This window comes from Egbenema bharatensis FJBBOT/2019, assembly GCF_048077055.1.
In the GTDB taxonomy this organism is placed as follows: domain Bacteria; phylum Cyanobacteriota; class Cyanobacteriia; order Elainellales; family Elainellaceae; genus Egbenema; species Egbenema bharatensis.
The window spans coordinates 1238558-1254647 of sequence record NZ_CP182236.1 but is presented as its reverse complement, the minus strand read 5'-3'; the positions used below and the strand labels follow the sequence as shown (position 1 = coordinate 1254647).

16 protein-coding genes are annotated in these 16090 nt (G+C 50.4%); 9 read left to right on the top strand and 7 right to left on the bottom strand.

Features of this window, described 5'->3' with window-relative positions:
• Positions 1 to 54: 54 nt before the first annotated feature.
• Together ACM1PF_RS05970 and ACM1PF_RS05965 are read right to left on the bottom strand one after the other, a co-directional pair.
• Positions 55 to 1239: an NAD(P)/FAD-dependent oxidoreductase gene (locus ACM1PF_RS05970; RefSeq protein ID WP_416673110.1), complete on the bottom strand. Its 1185-nt coding sequence runs from the start codon at positions 1237 to 1239 to the stop codon at positions 55 to 57.
• The gene (locus ACM1PF_RS05965; RefSeq protein ID WP_416673109.1) at positions 1236 to 1625 is read right to left on the bottom strand and encodes a RidA family protein; all 390 of its coding nucleotides are present in this window, start codon (positions 1623 to 1625) and stop codon (positions 1236 to 1238) included. Before ACM1PF_RS05965 ends, ACM1PF_RS05970 begins: the two co-directional genes overlap by 4 nt.
• A gap of 262 nt (positions 1626 to 1887) precedes the next feature.
• Here ACM1PF_RS05965 and ACM1PF_RS05960 point away from each other — a divergent pair, with 262 nt between their 5' ends.
• From ACM1PF_RS05960 to ACM1PF_RS05950, 3 genes are all read left to right on the top strand, one after another.
• Entirely contained in the window at positions 1888 to 2037 is a 150-nt protein-coding gene (locus ACM1PF_RS05960) for a DUF6888 family protein (protein ID WP_416676577.1), read from the top strand.
• Positions 2034 to 2243 (top strand): DUF6887 family protein, encoded by a 210-nt coding sequence (locus tag ACM1PF_RS05955; protein WP_416673107.1) that lies wholly within the window; start codon positions 2034 to 2036, stop codon positions 2241 to 2243. Before ACM1PF_RS05960 ends, ACM1PF_RS05955 begins: the two co-directional genes overlap by 4 nt.
• Before the next feature lie 99 nt (positions 2244 to 2342).
• The gene (locus tag ACM1PF_RS05950) at positions 2343 to 3731 is read left to right on the top strand and encodes a DUF697 domain-containing protein (RefSeq protein ID WP_416673104.1); all 1389 of its coding nucleotides are present in this window, start codon (positions 2343 to 2345) and stop codon (positions 3729 to 3731) included.
• Here ACM1PF_RS05950 and ACM1PF_RS05945 read toward each other — a convergent pair.
• Positions 3728 to 4402 (bottom strand): GntR family transcriptional regulator, encoded by a 675-nt coding sequence (locus tag ACM1PF_RS05945; RefSeq protein WP_416673102.1) that lies wholly within the window; start codon positions 4400 to 4402, stop codon positions 3728 to 3730. The genes ACM1PF_RS05950 and ACM1PF_RS05945 overlap by 4 nt on opposite strands.
• A 139-nt stretch (positions 4403 to 4541) precedes the next feature.
• Here ACM1PF_RS05945 and ACM1PF_RS05940 point away from each other — a divergent pair, with 139 nt between their 5' ends.
• From ACM1PF_RS05940 to ACM1PF_RS05930, 3 genes are all read left to right on the top strand, one after another.
• Entirely contained in the window at positions 4542 to 6149 is a 1608-nt protein-coding gene (locus ACM1PF_RS05940) for a 2-isopropylmalate synthase (protein ID WP_416673100.1), read from the top strand.
• 272 nt (positions 6150 to 6421) lie between these two features.
• Positions 6422 to 8173 (top strand): sensor histidine kinase, encoded by a 1752-nt coding sequence (locus tag ACM1PF_RS05935; RefSeq protein WP_416673098.1) that lies wholly within the window; start codon positions 6422 to 6424, stop codon positions 8171 to 8173.
• Between the two features lie 55 nt (positions 8174 to 8228).
• On the top strand, positions 8229 to 9068 hold the full coding sequence (locus tag ACM1PF_RS05930) for an ABC transporter substrate-binding protein (RefSeq protein WP_416673095.1): 840 nt from the start codon (positions 8229 to 8231) through the stop codon (positions 9066 to 9068).
• 141 nt (positions 9069 to 9209) lie between these two features.
• On the opposite strand, the gene ACM1PF_RS05925 is transcribed toward ACM1PF_RS05930, so the two are convergent.
• The 3 genes from ACM1PF_RS05925 to ACM1PF_RS05915 all read right to left on the bottom strand — a co-directional run bounded on the left by ACM1PF_RS05925 (position 9210) and on the right by ACM1PF_RS05915 (position 12200).
• Positions 9210 to 10865: an AMP-binding protein gene (locus tag ACM1PF_RS05925; protein ID WP_416673094.1), complete on the bottom strand. Its 1656-nt coding sequence runs from the start codon at positions 10863 to 10865 to the stop codon at positions 9210 to 9212.
• A gap of 12 nt (positions 10866 to 10877) precedes the next feature.
• Positions 10878 to 11429: a biotin transporter BioY gene (locus ACM1PF_RS05920; protein WP_416673092.1), complete on the bottom strand. Its 552-nt coding sequence runs from the start codon at positions 11427 to 11429 to the stop codon at positions 10878 to 10880.
• Positions 11430 to 11690: 261 nt separating this feature from the next.
• Entirely contained in the window at positions 11691 to 12200 is a 510-nt protein-coding gene (locus ACM1PF_RS05915; protein WP_416673090.1) for a hypothetical protein, read from the bottom strand.
• A 652-nt stretch (positions 12201 to 12852) separates the two neighbouring features.
• Here ACM1PF_RS05915 and ACM1PF_RS05910 point away from each other — a divergent pair.
• On the top strand, positions 12853 to 13026 hold the full coding sequence (locus ACM1PF_RS05910; RefSeq protein ID WP_416673088.1) for a hypothetical protein: 174 nt from the start codon (positions 12853 to 12855) through the stop codon (positions 13024 to 13026).
• Between the two features lie 30 nt (positions 13027 to 13056).
• Here ACM1PF_RS05910 and psb32 read toward each other — a convergent pair whose 3' ends face one another.
• Positions 13057 to 13788, bottom strand: a complete 732-nt coding sequence (psb32, locus tag ACM1PF_RS05905) for a photosystem II repair protein Psb32 (RefSeq protein ID WP_416673086.1) — start codon at positions 13786 to 13788, stop codon at positions 13057 to 13059.
• 155 nt (positions 13789 to 13943) lie between these two features.
• Here psb32 and ACM1PF_RS05900 point away from each other — a divergent pair, with 155 nt between their 5' ends.
• Both ACM1PF_RS05900 and ACM1PF_RS05895 read left to right on the top strand, forming a co-directional pair.
• Positions 13944 to 14534, top strand: coding sequence for a DUF3038 domain-containing protein (locus tag ACM1PF_RS05900; RefSeq protein ID WP_416673083.1), 591 nt, complete (start codon positions 13944 to 13946; stop codon positions 14532 to 14534).
• 93 nt (positions 14535 to 14627) lie between these two features.
• Positions 14628 to 16067 (top strand): DUF4335 domain-containing protein, encoded by a 1440-nt coding sequence (locus ACM1PF_RS05895; RefSeq protein ID WP_416673081.1) that lies wholly within the window; start codon positions 14628 to 14630, stop codon positions 16065 to 16067.
• The last annotated feature ends 23 nt before the right edge of the window (positions 16068 to 16090 follow it).

Here is a 16090-nt window from a genome sequence, read left to right as displayed (position 1 = left end):
GACGATGTTATGCTTAGTTTAGCGGATATTTTCGTCTGAAACTCGTTAAGGTTATTACGAAGTCGGTACGGCAAACCGCAGGGGGGAAAGTTGAGCAATTACGCTGTCTGGCTGTCCGGTCGCTGCCTGGGCAAAGCGTTTCGCCAGGGGTGGCAAGATGGCAAAGGGGTTGCTAAACCCTGAAAATAAATGAATTCCCTCCAGTCCGGAAATTGCGCCAATTAATGGTAGACGATCGCCACTAAAGGACACCAGACATTGATGCCATTCTCCCGGAACATCTTTTAAGCCAGGTAAAATCTGCCCCACGTTCAGCCGAATGGCCTGTTCACTGGCGGTTGCATCAATAGCTGGGGTGGGATCGGTCAGGGTGCGGCTCCATTGCCCCATCCGAATCCGCCCATCCCGCAGTTGAACCGCTCCCGGATCGAGGATCGGGGGATGGACTTCGTGCCCTGGAGCATCCCACAATTTATCCGTTTCCGCCTGACCTGCGGCCGCTTCCATCTCGAACCGTTTGGTTTCAGCGGGCATGATCACTGACTGCAAGCAAGGATCGATCGCCACGGTTTCAATCAGTTCTGCCTGGGTAAAGTAAAGTCGTACTGACAGTCCGATGGATGCCAGTAGAGAACGACTCATGCCTCCAGCACAAACCAGCACCCGATCGCCGTAGAATGACTCCGTTGGAGTAACCACACCCGTGACTCGTCCCTGCGAAGTCAGTAAGCCCGTAACGGGAGAAATTTGGCTCGTTCCACCCCGCTTCGTGAAGGCTTGAATATAAGCTGCGACCATTGCTTCTGGGGAGACATGACCGTGGGGAAATTGCAGGACTCCTGCGATCGCCTGTTGATCTAGCATGGGTTCCAGGTCGTGGGCCGCAGCAGGGCTGAGAACAGTGGGGGGAATGGCAACCTGAGCATATCGGGCGGCAATCTGCTCTGGATCTCGATCGGGTTCTACGGTTAGAAGCAGATTGGTTTCCCGAAATTGGGTATCCTGTTCCAACTCAGCCGATAGCGATCGATGGGTTTCAATGCCTTCCTGACACAGTTGGCGGGTCAAGTCTGTAGACCCGGACCAGTAGGCAATGCCACCATAACTGTACCGAGTGGCACTGTCCGGATCAGATGAGCGATCGAGGAGCAGGACTGAAAACCCTGCTTTGACCAGTTCATAACTCACTGCGGCTCCCGTTAGCCCGCTGCCAACCACAATCCAATCGTAGGTGTTCATTCCACTACAACCGCATCCACTTCAATTTCAACCAACATTTCTGGAGTAGCCAGGCGGCTCACTTCCACCATCGCATTCACCGGGCGGATCTGCTCAAACCATTCTCGATGAGCTTTAGCGATCGACTGCCAGTCATCCATATTGGCAACGTACACGCGAGTCCGCACGACATCTGTAAGCTGGGCATCTACTGCCTGTAGGGCCGCTTCGATTTTTCTCAGAATATACGCTGTTTGGCCATAGGGATCGCCTGGATGCTGGATCTGTCCCGTATCATCGGCGGCGGTGGTTCCGGCCACGAACACTAGATTTCCGACTCGCACAGCCCTAGAATAGCCTGCGATCGACTCCCAGGGGGTTCCTGTTGAAATTTGCTGACGCTTCATGGAGGTACTTCTAACTGATCATTCAACCGTAGAGAGGGCAATGGTCAACGGATAGCATTATTCTTTACATAAAAGCAAGATGGGGTGTATCCCAGTTTTGTACTTTTATGATCAATAAAGATTGGGATGCCATTTTATTGCAGATCCTCAAGGTCTGGAAGTTGGGAAGGGTAGACTCTGAGCCACTATCATCAATGGGGAATAAGTTACACTAAGCACATATGAAACCGAACGATGAGCAGGCTCAAGGGCTTTATCGGCTCTGCTACCGGTTAGACTTGCGATTTATTCTGGATGGCAGTATAGAGCGATCGAACTGGTTAGAATTGATGAACGAACCGGGAGTCTGTACGTGCTTGCCGGAGGTAGTCTGGATTTTGAGATCAAGCTAGAGGGAGGATACGGGCCATGACGGCAACTCATTTTGACTCGATGAATCTGGACGAGTTGCGTCAGTATGTCCTGTCTCATCGAGAAGACGAAAATGCCTTTCAGGTTTATGTCGATCGCTCTAAAGCATCGGGACGCATGATTTCGATTGATCTGGATGATCCAAATTGGGAAAAGACCCTGGAGCAAAAGATTCAAACCGTCTCCGGCGAAACCGAACCCAATTAAATGCCCGATCATTCTGCTCAATAATTCAATAAGTCGTGTCGGCCGCATGTCAATCCATTTCCTTGTACCCCTGCCCCTTCGTTCCATTGGGATGATTCAATGACTAATGTAAGTCCCTCCACCGGACTGGCACGCACCAATCTCCAGAACGTTCACGTCGATCGCGCTCGATCGAGTTTGAAACAAACCCTGCAACGCTACAGTCATCAGTTGCGGATGAAACGGCGCAGTCCTGAAACGGTGGAGCTACAGGCGGCGTTGAAGGCTGACCTGGATCGGCTATCGGCGGCTCTGGATAAGTTAAACAGTGCCTTGTTCAAGATTGCAGTGTTTGGGCTGGTGAGTCGGGGCAAGTCGGCGATCGTCAACGGGTTGCTGGGGCAGAAGTTACTTCAGACGGGGCCACTCCACGGGGTAACGCAGTATCCGCGATCGGTCTATTGGTCAGTGGCAGGTGGGCAGGTTCAGGTGGAGTTGATTGACACCCCGGGACTGGACGAGGTGGGTGGAGAACTGCGGGCAGGCATGGCGCGAGAGGTGGCAGAACAGGCTGATTTAATTCTGTTTGTGATCTCAGAAGATATCACCCGCACGGAATATCAGGCCCTCAAAGAATTGCAGACTGCCTGTAAGCCGATCGTGATTGTATTCAACAAAGTTGATCTGTATCCCGATGCAGATCAACAGACGATTTATTTAAAACTAAAAGACCTGTTTGCCCGGCAGGGAGAACGCGATCGCCCCTTTTTTACACCAAATGATATTGTGCTGGTGGCGGCAGAACCGTCTCCAATGGAAGTGCGGGTGGAATGGGCCGATGGGACGGTAACTCACGAATGGGAATCGCCTCCTCCCCAAATGGATGCCCTCAAGTTCAAGCTGCTGGACATTTTGAATCAGGAAGGCAAGTCGCTATTGGCTCTGAATGCTCTCCGTCAGGCCCGAGAGGCAGAAGGATCGATCGCCCGCAAAACCATTCGTCTCCATCGGGCAGAAGCGGATGATCTGATCTGGCAATATACCAAATGGAAGTCGATTGCGGTGGCAGCTAATCCGATCGCCATTCTGGATCTACTGGGGGGAGCAACGACGGACTTGATCATGATTCGTTCCCTGGCGCGGCTCTACGGTTTACCCATGACTCGTTATGAGGCAGGAAAACTTCTGAAGGCGATTCTGTTTAGTTCGGGTGGGTTGCTGCTGGGAGAGTTGGGCAGTGGTCTATTGTTGGGAACCGGCAAAAGTGCAGCGGCCGTTACCTCAGTGTTTGACAGTGCTTCGGGGGTGATGGCCTACGGAGCAGCCGCAGTGGCGCAAGCAACCCTGGCCGGCTACGGCAGCTATCGAGTGGGTAAAGCGGCCCAGGTTTACCTGGAGCAGGGCTGTACCTGGGGGCCCCAGGGAGCCGATACGGTGATTCAAGAAATTTTTAGCCAGATCGATCGAAATACGGTCTTGCATCGCTTGCGGCAAGAGTTACAGTTTTAGTCTCTGAGCTGTCGTAAGTAACCGACCAGTTCTTTCCCAGCATCTCCAATGTGCCGTTTCAGTCCCTCGATCGCTCCCTTCGCATCCTGCTGCTGACAATATTCTAAAAGCCGATAATGCTCCTGCTGGCTATGTTCCTGATAATTCGTCTGCTTGAGCTGAAGCCGAACGTAACGATCAACGTTAATGTGCAGCATCCGAATCATGCTGAGTAAGCGGGGACGATCGGCAGGGGTATACAGCGTAGAGTGAAACTCCCAATTTAGCTCTGCCCATCGGTTAAAATCCGTCGCCTGATCCGTTTCCACCAGAATCCTTTCTGCTGTTGCCCAACAGGTTTGAGATTGATTGGGGATGGCATATTGCAGCGCAGTCGTTTCCAGTGCTATCCGAATCTCCACAATTTCCTGCACTTCTGCGATCGACAATACCGTCACCACCGCTCCCCGATTGGGAAAGAAAGTCACCAGTCCTTCCACTTCCAACTGACGCAACGCTTCCCGCACCGGAATCCGACTCACTCCAAACTGGGTAGCAATCTCATCCTGCCGAAGGGACTGTCCTTCAGCAAAAACGCCATACAGGATCGCCTGGCGCAAGGCATCGGCAATTAAATCCGGGGTACTGCGCTGGTGTTGGAGGAGATTAGCCGCAATGTCAGTTAATTTCATACTTTATATTGTATACGATTTTGGAATTTCGTATACAATGTAGAGTGAAGATGAGAGATGGGATCGAGATCAAAATACTATTGCTGACTCCCGACTCCCGACTCTCGACTCCCGACTCCCCCTATCAAGGAGAAAACCAATGAGCATCCACCCCAGTCCCGATCGCGTCATTATTTTTGATACGACCCTCCGTGATGGCGAACAATCCCCCGGAGCGACTTTGAATGTAGAAGAAAAGTTGGCGATCGCCCATCAATTAGCTCTTTTAGGCGTTGATGTGATTGAAGCGGGGTTTGCCGTGTCCAGTCCGGGCGATTTTGAAGCAGTCAAACGAATTGCTGAAGAAGTGGGCAAAGCTGATGGGCCGATTATTTGTAGTTTGGCAAGAGCTGTTAAAAAAGATATTGAAGCAGCAGCAGCAGCAGTTAAACCCGCAGCCCGATCGCGGATTCATGTCTTTATTTCTTCATCGGATATTCACTTGAAATATCAGTTACGCAAATCCCGTGAGGAAGTGCTAGACATTGCCGCAGAAATGGTGGCCTATGCCAGAAGCTTCGTTGAGGATGTGGAGTTCTCCCCGATGGATGCCACGCGCACCGATCCCGATTACCTGTATCAGATCATCGAACGAGCCATTGCTGCCGGAGCAACCACCATTAATATTCCGGATACCGTTGGCTATAATACGCCTAAAGAAATGGAGCGGTTGATTCAGGGCATTCAGGCGAATGTACCCAATATCGATCGCGTGATTCTCTCCGTCCATACGCAAAATGATTTGGGACTGGCAACGGCCAATGCCTTAGCGGCGATCGAGCATGGCGTGAGGCAGATTGAATGTACGATTAACGGAATTGGTGAACGCGCAGGCAATACAGCATTAGAAGAAATTGTCATGGCGTTGGAAGTTCGTAAACCGTACTTTAATTCATTCTTTGGGCGTGCAGTAGACTCTACTGAATCCTTAACCAACATTAGAACTCAGGAAATCTATAAATCTTCTCGACTGGTATCCCAATCGACTGGAATGCTGGTTCAGCCCAATAAGGCGATCGTTGGGATCAATGCCTTCGCCCATGAATCGGGAATCCATCAGGATGGCGTGATCAAACATCGGGAAACTTATGAAATTATGGATGCCAGTTCCATTGGCTTAACGGAGAATCAAATCGTCCTGGGTAAGCATTCCGGTCGTCATGCCTTCCGGGCGCGGTTGCAGGAATTGGGCTTTGAGTTGAATGAGGATGACTTGAACAAGGCCTTTAATCGATTTAAAGAGATTGCGGATAAGAAAAAAGAAGTGTCCGATTGGGATATTGAAGCGATCGTGCGGGATGAAACTCAGATTGCGATCGAAGAAGGATTTCAGTTAGAACATGTGCAGGTGACGTGTGGCGATTGTACCTGCCCTACTGCTACTATCACTCTACTCACCCCCAATGGCAAAATCCTTACCGATGCCGCCGTTGGTACAGGCCCGGTTGATGCAGTTTATTGCACGATTAATCGTTTAGTCGATATCCCAAATCAACTGATTGAATTCTCAGTGCAATCCGTGACTGAGGGAATTGATGCGCTGGGAACGGTAAATATCCGCGTCCGCCATGCAGATCGGATCTTTGCTGGACAAGCCTCTGATACGGATATTGTCGTCGCTTCTGCCCATGCCTATGTTAATGCTTTGAATCGTCTCTACCGCTATTTACAGACTCAGGGACGATCGAGCTATGCAGTTGCTGAGTGATAACCGTAATTCTACTGAGCCGATCGCCTCCCTACTTTAAATTCACAAAATTTACCAGCGAAACTGCGATAGTCAGTCTCCTGAACTTTGTCTAAGCTGAAGCAGAACATATTCTGCAAGACCGCTGCTTGTACCTGGTTGCATTCACTCTGGAACGTTGGGACAGAATCCAGATGGAGCAGGCAGATTTTTGCTGCAAAGCACTGGTGATTGCTGCGGTTTTGATTGACTACGGTTTCTGGTGCTGAGGCTTTTTGAAGGAGGGATAACTATTGCAATTTCAAAACCCTCACCCTGCGGAGGCGGTTCGGGTAAAGGCGGCAGGAGCTAGTTCAGCCCCCATTCTGGTTCCCGGTTTTCCCTCAAAACTGGGACAAACGGCGGTACGTTCTTTTAATCAGTTTAATGCTCGATTTAGTATTCGTAACAAAATTTGCTGGGGCTATGGGATCTCGCTGGGAATTGCTGTTTTGGGAACGGCGATCGGGTTAACCGTCGGCAATCTTTACCACCGTCAGGCCCGAAACCAACTTGTGAATGCCCAGCGACAGGGGGCTGCCCTCAATCGCCTGCAAATTACCATGTCAAACTTCCGCCCGGAGCGAGAATTTTTTCCGGTTTTGCGAAACCCTACGCGGTTTGAAACGGCGCGCTCTGAGTTTGTACAGCGTGTTGAAACTGTACAGACCTTAATTGCAGAAATTCAGGTTCTTACAAAAAGTAATTCGACCATCGTTTATCCGTTCTTACAGGCGTTCCAAATTGAAGTTGAAGAGTATGCTCAAAATCTGGAGGCGATCGTATCTCGCGTTGATCCGGCGAACATTACCCCTGAGCAGGCTACTCAGTTTCAACAACAGATCACTCGCTTTACTAATAGTTCTACCTATACCAAATTAGCACGTTATTCCGCTGAACTAGATACATTGTTTCTGTCTGCGGAGGAGCAAAATCGGTTAGCAGAAATTGCGCTTGATCAGACTGAATTACTACGGTTGAAAGTGATTGTCATCAGTATGTTGCTGTCAATTACAATCGCTGCTTTGCTTGCGGTATACATTAGTCAAGCGATCGCTCGTCCGATTCAGACTATGACCCAAGTAGCCCAGGCGGTTACGGAACAGGGCGATTTTAGTTTACGGGCATCGGTCAATACAGAAGATGAAGTAGGGTACTTAGCACACTCCTTCAATCAACTCATTGAGGGGATTGCTATCTATACAAAAGAGTTGCATGCAACCCAAACGCAACTCATTCAAACTGAAAAAATGTCTAGTTTGGGGCAAATGGTGGCAGGGCTGGCTCACGAAATTAATAACCCGGTCAATTTTATTTATGGTAATCTCAACCACGTTAACACTTATGCTGAAGAGCTGTTGGAGTTGATTCGTTTATACCAAAAGCACGATGCTCATCCCAGTCCAGAAATTCAAGCTCATGTTGAATCTATGGATCTGGAATTTGTGCAGAACGATTTGCCTAAGCTATTAGTATCAATGCGAATCGGAGCGGAGCGAATTCGTCAGATTGTTTTATCACTACGAAACTTTTCTCGCCTGGATGAAGCAGAACAGAAAATAATCGATTTGCATGAAGGCATTGACAGCACATTGTTACTACTGAGTAATCGTACCAAGCAGGAGATTCGCCTTATTAAGCACTATGGTGATTTGCCTCCTGTGGAATGCTATCCCGCCCAAATTAATCAGGTTTTTATGAATATTTTGAGTAATGCGATCGATGCGCTGCTGGAGAACAGAAATCAATTAGATAAACAGATTATTATCCATACTGAAGCAGAAAGCGATCGGGTCAGAATCAGGATTCAAGACAATGGAATAGGCATTCCGGAAGAGATCATTGGAAAACTCTTTGATCCCTTTTTTACAACCAAGCCGATCGGTCAGGGAACCGGGCTAGGTCTGGCAATTTGTTATCAGATTATCGAGAAACATAGGGGTAGTATTCAAGTGCATTCATCCCCAGGGCAAGGAGCTGAGTTTATCGTCACCTTACCCGTTTAATTCCCTTATCCCAACGATGCCACACAACTTCACGATTCAATAGGAGAAATCAACTATGCGATCTCACGGCACTAGACGCAGCTTTTTAAAGGGTTTTGCAGGGTTCAGTAGTGCGGTGTTGCTTCATGCCTGCACTTCTGCCAATTCTCGTTCAACGAGTGGCGCAAATGAGAATTCTGAACCAATTAAAGTGGGCTTGAATGTCGGAAATATTCCCTGGGAATTTCGGACGGAGACAGGTGAATTGGTCGGTTTTGAAGTTGATTTACTTCAGGAAGTAGGTAAACGTCTGGAACGAGCGGTTGAGTTTGTTGATACACCCTTTACCGCCCTATTTCCAGCGGTTCTATCAAGCCGGATTCATGCAGCAGTTTCCTCCATTACCATCACAACTGAACGCCTGAAAACCCTTGACTTTGCCCAGCCCTATTATGATAGCGATCAATCTCTGACGGTGCGGACAGATCGCGGTATCCAATCCCTTGCTGATCTGAGGAACAAAATTGTCGCAGTTGATAGTGCTTCAACAGGAGATGCATGGGCACAGCAACATATGGAAGAATACGGTTTTGCCGAAATCGTGCGCTACGAAGGCTTAGTGCCTGCTATGGCAGATTTAGAATCCGGACAGTTTGATGGCTACATTTCCGATATTCCTTCGTTGCTTTACTACACCAAAGACAGGGCATCGTTACAGGTAGTGGAACGCATTCCGACCGGAGAACAGTACAGCATTATGTTTGCAAAAGGGAGTCCATTGCGCGATGAAATGAATGCTGTTATTACTGCACTGAAACAGGACGGCACCCTGGCACAAATTCATCAAAAATGGTTTGGTGCGGCTCCCGAATCCGGTACATCGACCGCAGAGGTTCGATCGCTGCCCAGATCATAAGGAATGCAAATCGAATAGTCTGAAATTCTTGGGGGGTGGGCAGCGTTTCGACTGAGCTTTCGACCTGAGCTCAAGCCGAAGGGCTCAAGCCGAAGTCTTGCCCGCCCAGTCAACTAGACAGAATGGTTGAAATAACCCAATTTAATTTTTAACCGCCCCAACAATCTGTTCTCGTACAACCGATCGCCTGACTTTTCCGGTTGATGTGGTCGGAAACTGATCGACCGTAATGACATATCGGGGAAATTTAGTCGGTTCAAGCTGAGTCCGCAATCGATGCAGCAGTTCCGACCGAGACAACGGTGCCCCCACCCACTGAATGGCTGCCCCCACCACCTGACCTCGATCGCCATCCGGTATACCCACTACCACGGCATCAGCGACTTCGGGCAGGCTGCATAAAACCGTTTCAACTTCCGCTGGATAAATATTGATTCCTCCGCTAAGAATCATGTCCTGTTCTCGTCCGACCAGATGCAGATAGCCCTTTGCATCTTGCCAGCCCAGATCCCCAACCGTTGCCCAGCCATCCACCACCCGATAGCCGCTTTCTGATGACTCAACCTGTTCCAGATATCCCAGGCTAAACATCTGACTTTTCACCCCAACCCAGCCGACCTCACCGATCGCCGCTTCTCCTGCTCCATCTAGCTGCCGGATAGATAACTCAACCCCCTGAAACGATCGCCCCACCGAGTCAGGGGGCACGGCTTCACGGGAAGTCGCCAGGCTAATAAAACTCAGTTCCAGGGCTCCAAAATATTCCAGAATTTCAGCCGTCGGAAATGCTAGGGGCAATTCCGATCGCAGGCTCAAATCCAGCTTAGAACCACCGGCAATGACAGTACGCAGAGCAGGACAAGTTAGAGTTTGTGAAATGATCTGTTTAGCGATCGGTTTGAGCAGGGCCGGAACCGCCACCAGAACGGTGATTTGCTGGGAATCTAATAATCTGAGAACTGCTTTCGCACTGAACTTAGGGAGTAAATACAGCGTTGCGCCAGCATTCAGGCATTCCAGCGCAGTGTAGAGGGACAAACTATGGGTTAAAGAGCCAGGCACCAGAATCCGATCGGCGGCACAGGTGCCAAACTCAATTTGGCTGGCAGCAAAACTATTTACCCACGACTGATGGCTTCTGACCACCCCCTTGGGAATTCCAGTCGTTCCAGAGGTAAATCCAACGTAAAAGGGAGTATTACTCGCCTCGCTCGATTCGCGCCCACTGACCTCACTCGTTACGCTGCACAGGTTCTGCCGTTTAGCTGCTGGAGTCTGACTCTTTGGGCGGATATTACCGATTGCTGTCGCTTCTTCCGCCTCAGGTCGTTGGGGCACACAAATTAGAGGCAAGTTTGGGAAGGACTTTTCAATCTGCGCCACCCACTCCGATGCAACAAACACCAGAGCAGGAGCCGATCGCCCAATCACTTGCTGTACCTGATCCAGCGTCCACTTCGGATCAAACACCATTGCTACACCGCCGGCGATCGTCACCCCCAAAAAAATTTCCAGAAATTCAGGACAGTTTGGCAGCAATAATCCAATCCGAACCGTATTCTGGAGCACTGGATTCAGTCCAGCCATCCGTTCAGCTTGATTCTGCTTATTTTGGACTAACGGTGCAACGATCGCAGCCACTTTCTGGGCCGCAGTCAACAACTCTCCATAGGTGCAAGTGCGTAACTGAACCTTGGGAGAGGAATCGCCAGAAAACTGCCCATCCAGAAAACCGATCGCCAACTGATCTGAATTCTGAAGGGCGTGGGCAACAAATCCATCGGCAAGGTGCGTCATTGATCGGTCAGCTTATCCTCTAATCAAGGGATAGCTCCGTTTAATGGTGACAGCCGCCAACGCCGCAATAACCGCTTTAATCACATCCCCCGGCAAAAACGCGATCGAAGCCAGGGCAACATTCCATCCTGCACCCAGAGCCAACCAGGGCACCCCAATCGCATACAGTACCACTACGCCACCGATTAAGTTAAACAACAGCGCATTCAGAAAATTCAACCGTCGCCAGAACCGCTCGGTCAACCAGCCAATCACCCAGGCTGCCACCGGAAACGCCAGCAAGAAACCACCCCTCGGCCCTAAAAATACCCCCAGTCCACTGCCCCCAGATGCTTGGGGAATCCCGATCGCAATCAGCACTAGAAAGAGTGCCATCGCCCACGCTCCCCGCTTTGCCCCCAACAATGAACCCGCCAGCATCAGCCCCAGCGATCGGGCAGTAATCGGAACCGGAATAAATCCCAGTGGAATGGCTGGAATCAGTCCCAAAACAATCACGATCGCTGCAAACAAAGAAATGTAAACGAGATCACGGTTACTGATGGTGATAAGGTTGCGGTTCATGGCAGGAGGAGTGGAGCAATAAAATCAGCGTGGGATGGCCACGAAAAGGGTGAGATGCCTCACCCTGACCGTATAGATAAAAAATGAGATGGATTAGCACGTGTCTGGAGGCATGGATATCATATCCGTTCTGGAGCCAGCCGCATGGAACCGCCAATCAGATTAGATCCCGATTAGATTAGATCCCGATTCCCAGTACCAGGGTTTGGTACTGCCAAGCCCAAACCAAATCCCATTCTCCAGGTGACTTAATTCATAGTCCTAGTCAATAAATCCCATCAAGGTTTCGCTGTCATCAATTTCGTTAGAAGCGATCGGACGACCTCCGGGTAGCGAGCTGCCCTGAAGCAGCAGCGGATCGCTGGCGAGAATGGGGCGACCGCCAGGCAGGGAGAGATTGTCCAGTACGACAATTTCGCTAGCAAAAATCGGACGATTACCGGGCAAATATTCTAATACTTTGAGGTGGCTTGCCATCACGGGGCGGTTATTCAAGATCGTGCCGTAGACATCCATGTGGCTTGCACCGATCGGGCGTAGTCCAGCAGCCGAAAAACTGCTGACTTCCATGTCCCCTTTACCAGGCAAAGCTAAACCTGATTCATTCCGTCCGTTCTCATCCTTTTTCTTGGACAACTCCAGCTTGCCGCCACTGGGTGCAGCGACCTGAGTTGAATCGCCATTCGTTGAAGTCTTTTCCTGTTCAGCCATTGCTTCCTCCTGTATCACTGCATCAGTTGGGGATTGATCCACTGCTACTGCAACTTTCACTACAACCGTTACTGTAACTGTTGTTGCAACTGCTACTGCATCAGCCGCTCAATTTCCGAGATTGCTTCCTGCCGCTCACCTTACCACCTGCCTCCACCAGAGAGCTGACTCCAGAAACTCCAGAGCAACAAATCACTTAGTCAGAGACAGTCAACAAAACATTAAGATTTTTTGTTAAAGCTCATCTTGGGATTGGGTTAAATCTTAGGAAAATCCTAAATCTGGTGAATATTATAGGCGGAAATGGGCTAGCTCATCCTTAAGCTTTTGCTGAACAATGATAGTTATCTTTTAATGTTTTGATTAAGTTTGTTTCTCAGTGAAAAATTTCCAGAACAGTAAGTCGCAAAAGTTTAAAAATATTAATCAAAACTAAGGCGGGCACTTCGAGTACGGAGTGACTGTGACTTGGATCGGAGTGGATGAGCCAGCTAGCCTGAGTACGCTGGTGCTTTGCGGCAGAGATCTGCCTACTCCAAAATCTGATTACCCCATTTGCCTCCTACCTCCTGGTGCCTTCTGGTTAAAAGGTTGTCGAACTGAATCGCAGGGGCTGCTAGTTAGGATCGTGGGTTAAATCACCTGTTCATCGTGCTGCTTCTTTGACTGAGTGGGCTGTTCACCGTTCTGCTTTTTTGACTGGGCGGACAAGATGCCCACCCCACAAGAATTTCGGATTATTAAATTTACATTCCTTGTGCCATTTCGTAAAAGACGAAAGAAATTGATGCAGCGGGTTGATCCAACCGTCGTGCAGGACTCTTGCCTGCGTGGACTGGCAGCCAAGATGACGGCCTACGGTTTTTCTCTATCCTTTACGAAATAGCATTACCCGAACTTTAACAAAGCCTGGAAGTTACTGAAACGCTTGATACAGGAAGTAGGTCGCCATGGGGATTACCGTGGCAACAACCAATAAAGCAACCACGATGATAGTGGCACTCTTACTGTCCGTTTCCTCCGCTTTCGCAAAGGTACCCTCCGTTTGAATGTTCACCTCAATCACAGGTGGCCCTGGATCCGGCTGACCAGATAGAATCGCTACAAGCCGATCGCTGGCATCCAAAAACGCCTGGTTGTACTTATTCCCATTTCGCAGCGGCACCATGACCGTTTCCTGGGAAATGCTAGTTGCTGTTTCCTCTGGCAAAATGGATCGAAGCCCCTCGCTGGTATGAATCGCGGCACCATTGGTCACATTGTCTAGAGCCAGGAGCACCTGATTCTCCTGGGCTTCTGGAGTCGGGAACCATTTCTCAAATAGTTGACTGGCGAAGCTTTCGATCGTCTCTCCATAGTCCAGACGATGAATGGTGACAAAGCGGACTTCCTTACCCGTTGCTTCCGCCAATTCTTCCAACTGAGTGCTAATTTCTCCGCGCGTCAGGCGGCTCAACACACTGGCCTGATCAATAACCCAGGTTGGCTCCCCAGGGGATACATTAGGGAAGCTATAGGCTCCGGTTGCCAGGGCTGCGGCTGCCCCAAACAGCCATACCTGTATCATCAAAATCAGTGCCAGGGCCGACACTGAAAAATATTGAACGAGTCGTTCCCGATTTAATATCTGGCTCAGGTGTTGTATCATCCTACGCAATCCAAGCTACTTTTTTTCAAAATACTACAGGTCGATGCCCCAGATCGAGGCACAGGTTAACGGAAACTTGACGATCAATTTGGTCGTCTTGTTTCAAGACTTGTAACTGCATCCCCAATTCCTGCTGAATTTCCTATCCTGAAACTATGCCCTCCACGATGAAGTCAGACACCTCGAAGCCTGCCTGGGACGAGTTGACCCTAACGAGTCAGCCCGATCCAACTCAGCTGGACAATATCAAAGCTCAGTTGGATCTGGTGCTTTTGGCCCTGGAAGCACTGGCTAACGTCAGTTCTGAAGCCATTCTTCAGGCAGCCTCTCATTTGAACTTGACCAGCGTGGTGGCCGATCGAGTTTCTTTGTGGCGGTTACGTCAGTCCAGCCCGCTGCGGCGCGGACAGGGGCGCAAACGTCTTGATGTAGAAGAAGCACGGGCCCTGGTGTTAATCACCTGCCATCTGGCCAAACAGCATCAGGAACTGATTCGGCGGGCGGTCACCCTCCTGGAGCAGTTGACGGAGCAAAACCGTGAACTCCACCAGGCAGCACTCCTGGGGGATTATCTTGATAATTTCAGCAATACCTACCAGGAGCGAATGGACGACGGGGAGAGCATCCCCTCGGAACAGTTGACTCATCTGGCACTAAAGTTGCTGATTGACTTGTTATTCTATAGTGCACCGAATGGGTCGCGTCGATTATGGTTGGCGTTACTTGAACGATCGGTTCGAGAGTGAGGTGGGGAGTAGAGAGTAGGCTGCCGCTTTTTCTTCCGGTGTATTGCACCTGACCTTGATTCATCACTGACCTTTACATCCTGCGTTTTGCTCATGTCCACATCTGTTCTACGTCGATATACTCCTCCAACTTGTACGCTGGAGATCGCGGCGACAGGCTCAGTGTTGTCCCGTTGGACGGATCGCACGGTGCTAAAGAACTTGCGATTCCAGTTGAATTTTGACGATCCAACCTTGCCGCCCGAAAAACAGGTCAAGATTCATGGCGATCGATCCCAGCTAGAAGCCCTGTGTGAGGTTGTAGAGGGTTATGTTCAAAGCTTGTTAGCCCAGCCTTCAGAACAGTTCCATCGATCGGTGATTCACCTGGAGGAGGCAACCCATTCTGCCAAGCTGTTGCCCTTTCCAAAGGAGGCTGGTGTGGATGAGCGGGTTCCGGATGCAGGAATTCACCTGAAGCCGAAGGGACTCCTGGCCCATGAGTTGGAACTGGGAACGTTGGCAAGTAGTGAAACCGGGTCAAGTGTAGCCCTCAACACCCTACAGCTATTTGACCTGTCCAATGCCCTGGATGAGTATCGAGCAGAAGCCTTGAGCCTACCTGCCCTCAGCCGACCCGCCTGGTTGAAGTCTCCTGCCAGTTGGACGAAGGTTGCCGCTGTGCTCGTTCTGGCTTTGGGGGCAACCGGAGCCGTCACGAAGTTTGTGCTGGATATTGCTTCTCCCGTTCAGGTCGCTTCTTCTGAATCGGCAGAGACCAGTGATGCAGAAATCAGTTCAATCCAGCGATCGGATCTGGCGCGCTTACCTGTCCCCGCTTCTGGCACAACCCCCTCTGAGTTAGATCTAAAGCTCCAGAGTCAGTTTCCTCCCAAACCGCCCACGGAAGCCCTCCAACCGGAAGGTGTGGCAGAATTGCCGCCGGTAGGAATTACCTCTGTATCCCCTGATCAGTTGGCAGCCTTACCGCCCTCTGGTGCTGCGGGGAGTGATCCCGCTTCTGGAACCGTGATTCTGGTTCCTTCCGATGTCCCGGTGGATGCGGCTCCTGATGGGGATGTTGCCCAGGCTTCCCTGTCCGATCCCTTAGCCAATGCCGTTCCCACCGATCCCAACGGACTGCCCACTGCCGCTCTATTGCCCTCCTACGGAGCCGATCGCCAGGTTGCTTCCACTGCCAGTCGAGCGGAATTGGCTCAGTCAGACCCCAGTGATGCTCAGATCGCAGCGGCTAGCGGCACCGCCTTCGATACCCACCCGCAAATCGCCGAAATTCGGAATTATTTTCTGCAAAACTGGCAGCCGCCCGCAGAAATGTCCCAAACCATCCAGTATCGCTTGCAACTCAACCCCAACGGCTCGATCCGGCTGATCACGCCCATGGGGACAGCTTCTGAACAGTTTGTCGATCGCACCAATATGCCGTTGATGGATGAACCGTTTGTCTCACCGCTCCAGGGGATAGATTCCCTGCAAGTCCGGCTGGTGCTCGATCCAGATGGTCGGGTACAGGTGTTCCCGGATGGGAATTAGGGTTGAGGCTCAGGGATCGGGAT

Coding starts and splice junctions, on each gene's coding strand:
- ACM1PF_RS05970 (WP_416673110.1), bottom strand. CDS start 1,239: ATGAACACCTACGATTGGATTGTGGTTGGCAGCGGGCTAACGGGAGCC.
- ACM1PF_RS05965 (WP_416673109.1), bottom strand. CDS start 1,625: ATGAAGCGTCAGCAAATTTCAACAGGAACCCCCTGGGAGTCGATCGCA.
- ACM1PF_RS05955 (WP_416673107.1), top strand. CDS start 2,034: ATGACGGCAACTCATTTTGACTCGATGAATCTGGACGAGTTGCGTCAG.
- ACM1PF_RS05950 (WP_416673104.1), top strand. CDS start 2,343: ATGACTAATGTAAGTCCCTCCACCGGACTGGCACGCACCAATCTCCAG.
- ACM1PF_RS05945 (WP_416673102.1), bottom strand. CDS start 4,402: ATGAAATTAACTGACATTGCGGCTAATCTCCTCCAACACCAGCGCAGT.
- ACM1PF_RS05940 (WP_416673100.1), top strand. CDS start 4,542: ATGAGCATCCACCCCAGTCCCGATCGCGTCATTATTTTTGATACGACC.
- ACM1PF_RS05930 (WP_416673095.1), top strand. CDS start 8,229: ATGCGATCTCACGGCACTAGACGCAGCTTTTTAAAGGGTTTTGCAGGG.
- ACM1PF_RS05925 (WP_416673094.1), bottom strand. CDS start 10,865: ATGACGCACCTTGCCGATGGATTTGTTGCCCACGCCCTTCAGAATTCA.
- ACM1PF_RS05920 (WP_416673092.1), bottom strand. CDS start 11,429: ATGAACCGCAACCTTATCACCATCAGTAACCGTGATCTCGTTTACATT.
- ACM1PF_RS05910 (WP_416673088.1), top strand. CDS start 12,853: ATGCCCACCCCACAAGAATTTCGGATTATTAAATTTACATTCCTTGTG.
- psb32 (WP_416673086.1), bottom strand. CDS start 13,788: ATGATACAACACCTGAGCCAGATATTAAATCGGGAACGACTCGTTCAA.
- ACM1PF_RS05900 (WP_416673083.1), top strand. CDS start 13,944: ATGCCCTCCACGATGAAGTCAGACACCTCGAAGCCTGCCTGGGACGAG.
- ACM1PF_RS05895 (WP_416673081.1), top strand. CDS start 14,628: ATGTCCACATCTGTTCTACGTCGATATACTCCTCCAACTTGTACGCTG.